This window comes from Listeria ivanovii subsp. ivanovii (assembly GCF_900187025.1).
Lineage (GTDB): Bacteria > Bacillota > Bacilli > Lactobacillales > Listeriaceae > Listeria > Listeria ivanovii.
The window spans coordinates 2,388,888-2,403,097 of record NZ_LT906478.1 but is presented as its reverse complement, the minus strand read 5'-3'; the positions used below and the strand labels follow the sequence as shown (position 1 = coordinate 2,403,097).

At 36.9% G+C, this 14,210-nt stretch carries 11 protein-coding genes; 10 read left to right on the top strand and 1 reads right to left on the bottom strand.

Features of this window, described 5'->3' with window-relative positions; translation table 11 throughout:
- Window positions 1-4: 4 nt before the first annotated feature.
- The gene (gadC, locus tag CKV67_RS11815; protein ID WP_025280070.1) at window positions 5-1,528 is read right to left on the bottom strand and encodes a glutamate/gamma-aminobutyrate antiporter; all 1,524 of its coding nucleotides are present in this window, start codon (window positions 1,526-1,528) and stop codon (window positions 5-7) included.
- A 342-nt stretch (window positions 1,529-1,870) separates the two neighbouring features.
- On the opposite strand from gadC, the gene CKV67_RS11810 reads away from it, so the two are divergent.
- The 10 genes from CKV67_RS11810 (at window position 1,871) to CKV67_RS11765 (ending at window position 14,169) form a co-directional block, all read left to right on the top strand.
- The gene (locus CKV67_RS11810) at window positions 1,871-2,341 is read left to right on the top strand and encodes an Rrf2 family transcriptional regulator (protein WP_014093600.1); all 471 of its coding nucleotides are present in this window, start codon (window positions 1,871-1,873) and stop codon (window positions 2,339-2,341) included.
- A gap of 34 nt (window positions 2,342-2,375) precedes the next feature.
- Window positions 2,376-5,159, top strand: coding sequence for a YhgE/Pip domain-containing protein (locus CKV67_RS11805; RefSeq protein ID WP_014093599.1), 2,784 nt, complete (start codon window positions 2,376-2,378; stop codon window positions 5,157-5,159).
- A 126-nt stretch (window positions 5,160-5,285) separates the two neighbouring features.
- Window positions 5,286-6,131 carry a Cof-type HAD-IIB family hydrolase gene (locus CKV67_RS11800; protein ID WP_014093598.1) on the top strand — a complete coding sequence of 282 codons (846 nt, stop codon included), beginning with the start codon at window positions 5,286-5,288 and terminating at the stop codon, window positions 6,129-6,131.
- A 57-nt stretch (window positions 6,132-6,188) separates the two neighbouring features.
- On the top strand, window positions 6,189-6,920 hold the full coding sequence (locus CKV67_RS11795) for a glucosamine-6-phosphate deaminase (RefSeq protein ID WP_014093597.1): 732 nt from the start codon (window positions 6,189-6,191) through the stop codon (window positions 6,918-6,920).
- Between the two features lie 14 nt (window positions 6,921-6,934).
- A complete protein-coding gene (locus CKV67_RS11790; protein WP_014093596.1) occupies window positions 6,935-7,465 on the top strand; it encodes an HdeD family acid-resistance protein in 531 nt (176 codons plus the stop codon).
- Between the two features lie 122 nt (window positions 7,466-7,587).
- Window positions 7,588-8,202 carry a hypothetical protein gene (locus tag CKV67_RS11785; protein WP_014093595.1) on the top strand — a complete coding sequence of 205 codons (615 nt, stop codon included), beginning with the start codon at window positions 7,588-7,590 and terminating at the stop codon, window positions 8,200-8,202.
- Window positions 8,203-8,400: 198 nt separating this feature from the next.
- Window positions 8,401-9,642: an MDR family MFS transporter gene (locus CKV67_RS11780; protein ID WP_025280069.1), complete on the top strand. Its 1,242-nt coding sequence runs from the start codon at window positions 8,401-8,403 to the stop codon at window positions 9,640-9,642.
- Between the two features lie 2 nt (window positions 9,643-9,644).
- On the top strand, window positions 9,645-11,249 hold the full coding sequence (locus CKV67_RS11775; protein WP_025280068.1) for an amidohydrolase: 1,605 nt from the start codon (window positions 9,645-9,647) through the stop codon (window positions 11,247-11,249).
- A 117-nt stretch (window positions 11,250-11,366) separates the two neighbouring features.
- The gene (locus tag CKV67_RS11770) at window positions 11,367-13,313 is read left to right on the top strand and encodes a Na+/H+ antiporter (protein WP_014093592.1); all 1,947 of its coding nucleotides are present in this window, start codon (window positions 11,367-11,369) and stop codon (window positions 13,311-13,313) included.
- Window positions 13,314-13,467: 154 nt separating this feature from the next.
- Window positions 13,468-14,169: a pseudouridine synthase gene (locus CKV67_RS11765; protein WP_014093591.1), complete on the top strand. Its 702-nt coding sequence runs from the start codon at window positions 13,468-13,470 to the stop codon at window positions 14,167-14,169.
- The last annotated feature ends 41 nt before the right edge of the window (window positions 14,170-14,210 follow it).

The following is a 14,210-nucleotide window of genomic DNA, read 5'->3' as shown; positions in this document are numbered from 1 at the left end:
CCTCCTATAATTTGTCTTGGTTCATAATATGTTTTTCGTCTGGATTAATAATATGCTCACCGCGAGCTCTAGGATGAGTGAATTTGTTAATGCTGTTGGAATCAATATGCGTGACAGTTTTTGGTTCGATATTCTTTTTGTCATGAACAGCATAAATGATAAAAGGAATTAAAACTGTCACGACAAAGCTAATCGACAAAATGATACTGTACGTCATGTGACTTTTTTCGGCGATAGATGCTGGTGGAACAAAAGAAATACATAGCGCAAAAATAGATGTGACTAAACCGACTAATGCAATAATGGTTTTGACGACTTTGCCACCTGGGATTTGGTATGTGCGGTGTAAATTTCCTTTCTTGAAAATAAGTACGAGATAGCCGATAAAGAACAATAAGTATCCGACTAAATAAATGACAACGGTTAAAGAAATCGCTGTTAGGAAGGACAAATTATTTCCACCACCACCAAATGTGAGAATTGCTGCCCAAATAGTGACAACTACACCTTGCACCATAATGAGCGGTACAGGAACACCGTGTTTATTTACTTTCTTCATTTTTTCTGGAAGTAATCCTTTTTCTGCCGCAGTATACATGCCGCGAGATGGACCAACTACCCAAGCGCTAACTTCACCCATAACACCAAGCGCAATCATGATAGCGATTAGTTTGACTGCCCAATCAAGTCCGGAGCCAAAATGAAGGATTAAAGCTTGGAATGTTTGCACCACACCAGAACTAAGAGATAGATCTTTTAATGGTAAAACGGCCGAAATAGTTAAGCCACCGATTGTATTTAACGCAATTGCAAGGATAACAAGCATAATCATTGCAAGTGGATAATCTCGCTTCGGATTTTTCATTTCATTTACATGGCTCGCAGAAGCTTCAACTCCCATGTAAGCGAGAATAAAGGACACGAAGATCACTAATGTTGAAGCTTTTGAAAAATCTGGTATGAATGCCTCCATGGAAAATTGAACATGAAGCGGATTTCCACCAACAATATAAGCAATACCTAGAACAAATAAAATGACTGCCGGGATGAGAATACCGATAATAAAACCAAATTTGGCTATTTTAGCAGTGTTTTTCGTTCCTCCTAGTTGGGAGAAAGTAAGTCCCCAAAAAATAACTAACACCCCAATAAATTTAATAAGCGGATTTGACTCAAGAGCAGGAAAATCAAATACATAGGAAAGTGCCCCGAGAATAAAATAAATCATTGTGACAAAGCCAACTGTAATTTGAAACCACTGAAAGAAAATCGCCGCGAATCCAAAGCGTTCCCCAAGCGTATTGCCTACCCAAGAAAATATTCCTCCTTCTTGCCAACCATCGACAGTGGCCATTTCTGCCGCACATAAGGCAACAGGTAGAAACCATAAAAATCCACCAAGCAATAAGAAAAATACTAAATGAAAACCAGAAGTAGCAAAAGTTGGATATTCATAAACAGTCATAACCATTGATGCAGTAATGGCGAAAAATCCAAATAATGTTAAAGATTTTGTTTGCTTAGACATTGTGTATTACCTCCGAATTATTTTTGTTTACTTAAAAGAAATAACCGAAGCTACACGTAATTAGAATGATGCTTAATTAATGGTAAATGAGATTTTTTTCGAATATCATCAATTAACAAAGTAAAGCACCTCCTAAATAATTTTTGGAACAGCTATAAGATTAGCATGTTTTTATTCGAAAATTATTCCAGTTTTTTTCGTTAATGAGAAAATTTTAGAGACATTAGTAATTTTTTCGTAAAAAATACTTGCACTATTAAAAAAATGGGTGTATTGTATATAGATGTTAAATGTCTATTAAAGACATTAAAAGGTAACAATGGGAAGAGGGAGGATTTTATTATGAAGTTGAGTAAAAGTATGGACCAGGTATTTTGTATTATGACGATGTTGTACACCCAGAAGGCAGATGTTCCCATTTCTTCCGTAACTATCCATCACCGTTTGCGTGATTCGTCACCATCTTACATTAGTAAAATCTTAAGAAAACTGGTTGTTAGCGGACTGATTAATTCAGTATCTGGAAACAACGGCGGGTTCACACTTGCCAAAGATCCAGAAGAAATCAATTTGTTAGACATAGTAGAAGCAGTGGAAGGAAAAATTGACACATATCCAGACTCAGACTTAATCCACACTGTTTTCTCCGACTATCACGAATTTGCAGAGTCCGGTATTCATACCATTACAAGCGCTTTTAGAAATGCGGATAAAGAATACGCTAATTATCTATACTCACAAAAATTATCTGTTTTAGTCGAGCAAGTTATTGGGAAAGAACGGACAACTATCATAGATTGGAACGAAGCGTAATAAATCTTTAAACAGAAAGAAGTGCGGTAATAAAATGGATATGGTAAAAAATGAGTGGAAAAAATTATTCAAAAATAAAATTCTATTGTTGTCATTTGTAGTTATTTTATTTATTCCACTTTTATATGCAAGCTTTTTCTTAAAATCAGTCTGGGATCCTTATGGTAAGGCAGGAGATTTACCAGTAGCGGTTGTTAACAATGATGTTGCGGTAGATTACAATGGTCAAACAATGGACGTAGGGGACCAATTAGTAACTAAACTGAAAAGTAACGACGAACTCGATTGGAATTTCCTTTCATCGGAAGAAGCTGAAAAAGGTTTAAAAGATGGTAAATATTATATGATTGTCACGATTCCAAAAGATTTCTCAAAAAATGCAGCAACTGTTTTAGATAAAAATCCGAAAAAAATGGAATTATCCTATAAAACAAATGGTTCGCTTAATTACTTAGGTCAAGTAGTGAGTGAACAAGGAGCCAAACAACTTAAAAGCGAGGTTTCAGCAGAGGTAACGAAATCTTATGCAGAAGCAATTTTTGATAAAATTAAAGAAACGGGTAATGGTTTTGCGCAAGCAGCGGATGGCTCTGGAAAATTAAAAGATGGACTAGAAAAATCACAAGAGGGCAATAAAACCATTTCAACAAATCTAAAGACACTTGCAGACAGCTCATTAACTTTTAAAGATGGGGCAAATACGTTAGAAGTGGGTCTAAAAACATATACAGATGGCGTAAACACGGCATCAGCTGGTGGCGATAAACTAAACGCAGGAGTATCTACACTTGCTGCTGGAGTTGGTCCGCTTAAAGATGGTGTTCAAGCATTAGATAATGGCGCAACAAAATTATCCGATGGTGTTTTCACTTATACAACGGGTGTAGACACTCTAGCTGGTGGGATTAATCAAGCTTATTCCGGTTCAAGTGCATTAAAAAATGGGCTTAACAAAATGAGTGGTAGCGTCCCAGCTTTAGCAGATGGAGTAACGCAGCTAAATAACGGACAAGAAAGCCTTGCAGATGGGTTAGATACACTGGTAGCAGGTAGTAATAAACTAACTGCCGGACTAAATCAATTAGATAATAATTTAACTGATAAACAAGGGAAAATTACGCAACTAAAACAAGGGATGAACGATTTACAACAAGGAATTGACCAATTAAATAAAAGTGTCAATGGAGAAGATGCGGCATTCGCTAAACAACTAGCTGCTTTGCAAAAAAGCCTTACAGATCTTCAATCAGGTTTAACTTTTATTAAATCAAACGCTAACTTTGATGCCGATGCAATTAAAGCAAAAATTAATGCAACGGACGGTGTTAGCGCAGCAGATAAACAAAAAATCATTGATTCGATTCAAGCAGATTTAGATAAAGAAAGCCAAAAATCAGCCACTCAAGTAGCAACAGTGGATAAACTTCAAAGTGGCTTATCTGGACTAGACTTAGCAGCAATTCAAACACAAGTATCTGAACTACAAACAGGGGTTGCCAAAATTTCAGCAGGTTATTCCACAGTTCATCAAGGCACAACTGATGCCTTTAATGGAATCCATCAAGCACTTAATGGTTCAGGAAATCAAACACTTATTGGTGGGGCGAACCAATTAACTGCTGGCTTAAAATCAGCCCAATCTGGAAATGCGAAATTAGTAGCTGGAACAAATGCATTAAATAACCAAATTCCAACACTAACTTCAGGAGTTAACCAACTTGCGAGTGGTAGCTCTGATATGGAAAATGGACTAAGCAAGTTGAATGACGGCGGAAATAAACTGGCAGCTAACTCAGATACCCTTCAATCAGGAGCAACTCAACTAGAAGCTGGAACCAATCAACTAGCTGCAAAAGTACCAACACTTGCGAATGGTGTAAATCAATTGCAAGCAGGTTCTGGAGCATTAGCTAGCGGTTTAAATCAACTAGCAACCAATTCACCAAAACTATTATCTGGTACAAGCCAACTTGCTGATGGTTCTTCTAAAATAGCAGATGGCTCTTCTAAACTTGCCAATGGTTCATTCCAGCTAGGTGATGGACTAACAAAATTAACAGATGGTAGTACAGAATTAACGACCAAACTTTCTGATGGGGCAGCACAAATCAAAGATACTAACGGAACAGATAAAACTTTCAACATGATTGCCTCTCCAACAAAATTAGCTCATGAGGAATACACACACGTTAGCAACTATGGTCACGCCTTAGCACCATACGTATTATCATTAGCTTTATATGTTGGTGCACTAGTATTTAACTTTATTATGCCAATTAGACGTGTATCTATGGAAGGGCAACCAGCATACAAATGGTGGTTAAGTAAATTATCACTTGGATTTGTTGCAGCCGTTGCAATGGCATTACTCGAAGGTGGTATCATGATAGCACTTGGACTTAGACCGGATAATATGGTTGAATTCTTTGGAACGGCAATCATCACAGCCCTAGCATATATGTTCTTAATCATGCTTCTTGCAATGACATTTGATAACCCTGGTCGATTTATTGCAATGGTACTTCTCATTGTTCAATTAGCTGGATCGGGCGGAACATTCCCAATGCCACTTACAGGATGGTTCTTCAATTTAATCCATCCATTCTTACCAATGACCTACTCGATTTATGCCTTTAGAGAGTCACTGGCAGCAGGTATGGGACCAAATGTATACAGTATGTCGATGCTTGTTCTTTCACTTATCTTAATCGCATGCGTTGGACTACTTTATCTATCAATGAGCCACTTGAAAAAACGCCACGATGCACACGAATCAGCACTAGATGATAATCAGAAATTAATGGCACTTGAAAATTAATTAACAGATTAACAAAGGCAAGAATCCTCATTAAAAAGGGTTCTTGCTTTTTTGTTATATATGGGGACGTTTTATTTGTAAAGTAATGCTATAATTAAATTATTAACATACGAAAAGAGGTATTGCATGCCGAAGAAAATAGTATTTGTAGATGTAGATGGCACACTAGTTAATGATGATGGATTAGTTCCGGACTCCGCTAGAACAGCAATAATAGAAGCCCGTAACAATGGGCACCAAGTTTATTTATGTACAGGACGCTCAAAACCAGAATTATATGAATCTATTTTATCCATTGGTTTTGATGGCGTTATTGGGGCTGGTGGCGGTTATGTCGAAGTAGATGATAAAATTATCTACCATCAAAAAGTAGCGAATGAAGACGTTGTACATATGGTTGATTTTTTCAATAAGAAGAAATTAGACTTTTATTTAGAATCAAATGGTGGTCTATTTGCAAGTGAAAACTTGGAATCACACTTAAATAAATTGATTTATGGTGATGTGGAAAATGACCCAATCGCCCGTGAAAAACAAAAAAATAATCCGCATCCATTTATGGGAAGCCTAACATTTGGAGAAACAAATCTTTATCGAACTGACGTAAATAAAGCTTGTTTTTTAGAAAATAAAGAAGTTCCATTTGAGGAAATCAAAAACGAATTTAGCGGAAAATTTGAAGTAATGCACTGCACGGTACCAATCTTTGGAGATGATAGTGGTGAATTAATGGTTCCTAATATTCATAAAGCAACAGCAATTGAAATACTTCTTGAACATATTGCCAAAGATAAACAAGATACAATTGGTATCGGTGATGGTATGAATGACGCAGAAATGCTTACTTTTTGCAAGACTGGTATTGCTATGGGGAATGCGAAAAAGAATTTGAAACTTCTGGCTGATGAAGTAACGAGTTCTGTCGATGAAGACGGCCTATTTGCAAGCTTTCAGAAACATGGGTTGATTTAAGGCAATAACGTTAGGGTAAGCTAGAAGTATGGCAGTTCAATTGGAGGAGAATATTTGATGAAAATTATCAGAACGAAAACGTACGATGAAATGTCGCAAGCAGCTCTTGAAGTTGTGAAACAAGTTATTGAATCAAAGGAAAATCCGGTTATCAATACAACAACTGGAGCTAGCTTTGATGGAATGTTTGCTGGCCTAGTAAAAGGAATTAATGCTGGCGAAATCCCAATTGAAAAAGTATTTTTAATGAATTTAGATGAATATGTCGCAAAACGAGATGCTTCCTTTACTGTTTACACATATATGCATCAAAAATTCTATGATTTCATTACCAAAATGCCCAAAAGGGTGGAATTATTAGATGGGAGCCTAGCTGATTTCACGGATGAAATTGCTCGATATAAGCAAATTTTAAAAGAAAATCAGCGTGATTTACAGATTTTAGGGTTAGGTGTAAATGGACATCTTGGAGCAAATGAGCCAGGAACTCCATTTGATGCACGATTATTTTTAGCAGATAGCGATGAATCTACTATAAAAAGTACCATTATGTACAATAATTTAAAAGAAGACGAAGCGCCATCACAAATGCTGACTCTCGGTTTGGCAGATATGATGGATGCGAAACAAATTCTCGTAACTGCATCAGGAGACCGCAAAGCAGAAGCTGTAAAAGGAATGCTAGAAGGACCGATAGACGTGAGCTGTCCTGCATCCATTTTACGTAACCATCCGAATGTGGTGTTTATCATCGACGAAGCAGCAGGGGCATTACTTACTAAATATTAAAAAGGAGTGGTAGTATGAGAAAAGTTTATTTATATTTTGTTTTACTTTTAGGAATAGTGATGATTGGTCTTGGTATCTATTTAATATTTAATCCAAGTACTTCACTAAAAGCACTAACTATTTTCATCGGAATTATTTTAGTTTTAAATGGTATTAATGAAGTGATTTCTTATTTCGGCGAACGAAAATATTGGAGTATTTCCAAATGGATAATGCTTGATGGTATTTTATCTATTGTTGTTGGTGCTTTTGCAATTTTCCAATCTAATATGGCAGAACGTATCTTTATCATTATTTTTGCCATTTGGATTTTAGCTTCAGCAGTGTTGCGTATCTTAACTGCATTTTCTGTCAAAGGGCTGCCAGGTTGGACGCTATTACTTGTAATGGGGATTCTTGGTTTAATCATTGCTATTATTTCGCTATTCACAAACACGCTAGTAGCTATCGCAATTGGAATTATTTTAGGTGTATTTTTCATTTTGCAGGGTGTAACTTGTTTATCCCTTTGGAGAGTTATGAGAAAAGGTGAGAGTAAAGCTTGAAAAAATAGCAAGCTTGTCACAAAATAGACAAATGGAGAAGGAAGAGTGTTCTTTAGGAACGTTTTTCTTCTCTTTTTTTTATTATGATAAAAGAAGATTCGATTTAGCATGAGGTAAATTAAATGAGAGGAGCGTTTACTATGGAGGTAATGTTTTTTTTGACTAGTAATCCAATGTTTCAAGAAGTAGCAAAATTAGTTTACTGGGAAAAAGAGGAAATTATCGATTGTCCGGAAAATGGACAATACGTTTACGCGATAGATGAAGGTAGCGTGATGCAATATGCGCAAAAAAATACCTCGTGGGGAAAAGGAATGGTTTTTGGGTTTACAAGGGAACAGACAAAAATCCAACCTCTTTGTAAAACTGTCGCTTGGAAGATTCCATTAATATATGTGGAAGAAACATTAAAAGATATTGACGAATTAAATGTGGATACTTTGATTGAAATAGAAACTAATTCTTTAAACAGGTATAAAAATGTCGATAGTATTCAGTGGTTTATCAAAAAAATCCCCGAAAGAATTCGAACAACGACTTGGAAAATTGAAAAAGAATCTGTTAGAAAAGACATCACAAAATTCATGTCAAATGAGACTTGGTGCAAACAATTGAATGATCTTAAAGGGCGACATATTATTCGAGAATTAGGATACTATTTAGAGGTGGATCTACTTCAATTCCACCATTATATAAGACAATGGAATTATAATTTGCTTACTCGAAAAAATAGTTGAAATATTTTTTACAATTTAACAGACAAAAAGGCAATTTCATAGTAGACTTATAGTAACCGTGATAGGGAATTATTACCAGTCCCTTATAGCCGCCAGCAAAATTTGCTAGGTGGCCTTTTTTTATGAAATTTTCCTTTTCGGATGGAGTTAGTTGTGATAACCTAAAAAAGTGAGTTTTAATGAAGGGAAAGTGTAGTTATGGCAAAATGGTTACCGAGGGATTTATGGATTGTTATTATTGGAATGGTGTTACTTTATACAGGGCTTTCGTTTATTTGGCCTTTTAATATGATTTATATGACACAAGAACTAGGAATGACAACGACGGATGCTTCACTCGTTTTATTAATTAATTCTGGCGTAGGAATTGTATCGAGTATCATTGGCGGGCTTATATTTGATCGCTTCTCAGGGTTTATTTCATTAACAATCGGAACAATTATACTCGTGCTTGCTACTGCTTCCCTATGTTTTTTTCATGGGTTTCCATTCTTTATTTGGAACTTATGGGCAGTTGGTGTTGCGATGGGAATGGTCTTCTCAGGTCTTTACGCCGCCGCAGGATTGACGCATCCGACTGGTGGGAGAACAGGATTTAACGCCATTTATGTGGCACAAAATATCGGTGTTGCTGTAGGGCCGCTTTTGGCAGGCCTACTTGCAACACAAGGGATGAGCCATGTGTATATTGGGTCATTTGTTTTTGCACTAATTTTCGCTGGTTATTTTTTCTTGTTTTTCCATAAAATTGACTGGAAATCAGAGAAAGTCACTGCGGAAACAAAGCATCGTAAAAAAGGTACCAAGCGAGAGTTCCCAACTAAGCTAGCACTATGGTCGTTTGTATTATTATTACTTACCTATTTGTTCTGTCAATTACCACATGTACAATGGCAGTCGAATCTGTCTACTTATATGACGGAAATAAAAGGTGTGACAGCAAGCCAATATGGTAATTTATGGAGCCTGAATGGTGCGCTTATCGTACTGGGACAATTCATCTTAATCCCAGTTGTAGGTAGGTTTAAAAAGCATTTACTCGCACAAATTTATATCGGGATTTTCTTATTTATTCTATCCTTTGTTGTAGCAATGAATGCAAGTGTCTATAGTGGATTTGTGCTTGGGATGATTTTTTTAACACTCGGAGAAATGTTTGCTTGGCCAGCTATTCCAACCATTGCCTACCAACTTGCTCCAAAAGGTGCTGCGGGATTATATCAAGGGCTTGTCAACGGGATGGCTACAGCTGCTCGAATGTTGGCACCTTTTGTTGGCGCGATTGTCGTTCAAAATTTAGGCGGGATAAAAGCCTTGTTCATCGGTGCATTTATCTTGCTAGGATGTGCACTTATTAGCATCACATTACAACAAATTCTACAGAAAAAGGATCAACAAGAAAAAGCAGCTTTACAAGTTTCCGTAAGTCAGGAGGAGTAGAAATGAAATTATGGAAAAATGGTCAATTTTACCAAATGACTGCTGAAGGTGAAGTAGTTTCTGCTGTATTAACCGAAAACGGTCGAATTTATGCGGTGGGTGAAACAACGGAATTAGAAAGATGTTATCAACATAAGATTGATGAAACGATTGATCTTGCTGGTAAAATTATTTTCCCAGGATTTGTCGATGCCCATATCCATTTATTATGGTATGGACAAGCACTAGAACGACTGAATTTAAATCAAAGCACGACAAAAAAAGAAGCATTAGGGCTTATTTCAGAACGAGTGAATCAACTAGCCGAAGATGAGTGGTTGTTTGTCGAAGGTTATGATGAAAATAAATGGTCTGATGAAAAAACCTTCATTTCGATAGCAGATTTGGATGGAATAAGTAGCACCAATCCGATTTTAGTGAGACGTATTGATTATCATAGTGTGTCGATTAATTCTGCTTTATTAGCACATATTAAGGATTTTTCGGAAAATGGTTTTGATGGTGGAGGAGAAATTGTTCAAAATCACGTAGGAGATTTTACAGGAGTTTTAAGAGATAACGCTACAACGCTTGCAATTGATGCTTTTCCACCAGCTACACCATCTGAACTAATAGCATGGTTAGAAATAGCTATTAAAGATTTATGGTCAAAAGGAATTACAGGTGCTCATTCAGAAGATTTACATTATTTTACAGGCTTCGAGTCAACATTAGCTGCTTTTAGAAAAACATTAGGAGCAGAAAAGCTACCATTTCGCGCACAACTTTTAATTCATCATGCAGAGTGGAAGGCATTTACTGCTTCAAATGAAACCTTCATTAATGGCGATGATTTTGTAGAACTAGGTGCGATGAAAATTTTTTATGATGGCACAGTTGGATCACGGACAGCTTTAATGAGTGCTGGATATGCCGATAATCCAACTGAAAAAGGCCTACAAATCCATTCAGACTTAGAGTTTGAAAATTTAGTCAAACTAGCTAGAAAAGAAGGTTTACCAGTAGCAATTCATATTCTCGGGGATTTAGCGTTTTCCAATGTGATTCGCTCTTTACGTGCCAATCCTCCAAAAGACGGACAATATGACCGCTTAATTCATACACCATGGCTTACAAAAGAATTAGTAGCCGAAGCAGCTAAAATGCCTGTACTATTTGATATCCAACCACAATTCATGGCAAGTGATCTCCCGTGGGCGCTTGATGTCCTTGGAGAAACACATCCACCACTAGCTTTCGCCTGGAAATCATTCGTTTCCGCTGGGCTTCATCTTGCAGGGGGAAGTGATGCACCAATTGAAGTGCCAAATCCATTTTGGGCGATTCATGCTGCTGTCACGAGAACTGCAAATGCTGATTTAGATGGAGTTAAGTACTGGCCGGAAGAAGCTTTAAGCGTATATGAAGCAATCCAGTTATATACAACAGGAGCAGCTTTTGCAAGTTATAAAAGCAATACTCGTGGACAAATCAAGCCAGGTTATGTTGCTGATTTCACCATTTTGACGGAGGATCCATTTCAAATAGAACCTGCTGCAATCCGTGATATTACGGTAGAAATGACTGTTGTAAATGAGCAAATCGTCTATCAAAAAACTCCATACTAAGACGGATGTTTTCGAATATTTTTTTTGTTAGTATGGGGAACGAGACAAATTGCGCTAAGGGAAAATTTTTTATAGCGCAGTTACATCAATGAGTGGGAGAAAATGAGGGATGTAACAATGGAGATTTTTGAGCTTATTTTATTAATGTTAAGTGCTGTTTTTTTATCGAATGTACTAAGTCGATTCTTGCCTAGTATTGCCGTGCCTTTGATTCAAGTGTTGTTAGGAATTATTTTGGCAATTCCGCTTGGAGAGCATACGATGGATTTAAATCCAGAGTTATTTTTACTACTCTTCATGGCACCGATTCTTTTTAATGACGGCGCCAATACGGATAAAAAATCATTATGGAAAAACAGGAAAGCAATTTTGTCGTTATCGATTGGGTTAGTGTTTGTGACAGTTGGAATTCTTGGAACATTTATTCATTATTTAATTCCGGTCATCCCTTTTGCAGCCGCATTTGCACTTGCAGCCGCACTTGCACCAACTGATGCCGTTGCGGTGGGGGCTTTAGCAGAAAAAGTAAAAATTCCACATAAAATCATGCATATTTTAGAAGGTGAGTCTCTGATAAATGATGCTTCGGGACTAGTTTCTTTTCAATTTGCAGTACTTGCACTTGTGACAGGAACTTTTTCCTTTATGACTGCTGGAACAAGCTTTTTATTACTATCTTTAGGTGGAATCGCACTTGGGGCTGTAATGAGTTTGCTTAAAATTATACTAATGCGTGGCTTACGGCAAATGGGAATTGAAAATGTAACTTCCTTTATGCTGATGGAAATATTGCTGCCGTTTTTAATTTTTATGGTGGCAGAAAAAGTAGGAGTCAACGGAATTTTAGCTGTTGTTAGTGGTGGTATGGTTCACTCTTTCAGCTATAAGAAAATCAATCCTGAAATTGCGCAGCTGAATTTGCTTTCAAAAAACACTTGGTCTGTCATTACTTTTAGCTTGAACGGATTAGTGTTTATTCTACTGGGAACGCAGCTGCCACAAATTATGGAGACGATTTGGTTAGATTCAGATATACATAAAAGTATGCTATTCGTGTACATTTTTGGAATTACCATTTTACTACTTGGCCTTCGTTTTCTTTGGATTTTGTTTTTCCGAAACTTTGAGGAGCAACCGAAAAACGATTTAATTAGCAGGTTTAAAAACACTTTTCTTTACACTGTTGCCGGTGTAAGAGGGACCATCACCTTGGTCAGTGCGCTTTCACTTCCATTTGTACTTGGTAATGGCAATGCCTTTCCAGAGCGAGACTTGCTTATATTCATTGCGGCGGGCGTTATTATCACCACACTTTTACTTGCGAATTTCACCTTACCACTTTTCGCAGCGAAAAAAGATGTGACAGTTGCAGATCATGAAGCTGATATTGCTCTACTGCGCGATGTAGTGAACCAACTGCAAGCCTATAAAACAGATGAAAATATGGTGGAAATGAATAAAGTCTTAAAAATGTACAATGATAGAATTTTTTCATTGATGAAGCATAAAGAAGTAAATGCGACTGAAAAAGAACTTCGACGTTTGACACAAGAATGGCAACTTGAAAACACTAGGAGACTCGTTTTTGAAAGGAAAATTGATACAGGAGTAGGGTTGTCTGTCATGATGCGCCTAGGTAAAAGATTATACGTCCAAACAAGAGAAGAAAAATATCGTGCCAGAGTACGATATCGTCAAATGTTGAGTCACGGTTTTCGTAGTTTCCGAATTGTTCCCTTATCTTTCGAAGAGCGCAGAAAAGAGCGCATCAAATTGCAAAAGGAAAACAATGAATTTATCGTACAAAAATTACATGAGTTAGACAACACGAAATATAGTCCAGAAATTATCTCGCAGTACTTAATTACCTTTGAGCAGTCGCTTTTCACCAAAGATGCTAAAAGAGAAAGTGATGTGGAAGAGCTGCAAACTACCATTGACCTAGCATCTCAAATTGAGCGAGAAACAATTCAACGGTATTTTGAAAAAGGAGATATTACTCGGAAAGAAATGAAAGTTTATCGGGATAATTTACTTGCAATAGAAGCTAGTTTTCAATTGTAATACAGTTGAAGAAGCATATAATGATTTCAGGTGATAGTGCAGGTTAAATAGGAACAACCGCTAGACCCACTCTGTAGTCTAGCGGTATTTTATAAGTAGTCTTTTTGAGAAAATGCTGCTTTTTTGTTACAATAAAAGAAAAAGGAGCTTGATTATGCGCTTAGATAAACTATTGTCTCACACAGGTTATGGCAGTCGAAGAGAAGTGAAGCCGCTTCTGAAATCTGGCTCAGTTACGGTAAATGGTACTATCCAAAAAGATAGCAAACTACAAGTAAATCCGGAAAAAGACCAAATTACAGTTCATGGGAATCCGGTTACCTATCAAGAATTTGTTTATTTCATGCTCCATAAACCGCAAAATGTGGTTAGCGCAACCGAAGATAACCTATCAGAAACGGTTATTGATTTATTAGCACAAGAAGATACGCTAACAAATCCTTTTCCAGTGGGCAGGCTGGATAAGGATACAGAAGGGCTGCTAATTATTACAAACGACGGAACGTTAGCGCACAATTTACTATCACCAAAAAAGCATATTGATAAAACATATTATGCCAAAATCGAAGGCGATGTGACAGTAGCCGACGTAGAAGCATTTCAAACAGGAATCACATTAGATGATGGTTATACCTGCAAATCAGCACACTTAGAGATTATTACTCCAAACGAAATCAATGTAACGATACAAGAAGGTAAATTCCATCAAGTAAAAAGAATGTTTGCGGCAACAGGGAAAACTGTCACATATTTAAAACGAATTTCTATGGGGAAACTCAAGCTAGATGAAGCACTTCGTTTAGGGGAATATCGTCCATTGACTGATGAGGAACTAGCTCTCTTACAAAATAAATAAAACAAGCGAAAATTTTCTTCTAAAGAGAAGCATATTTTCGT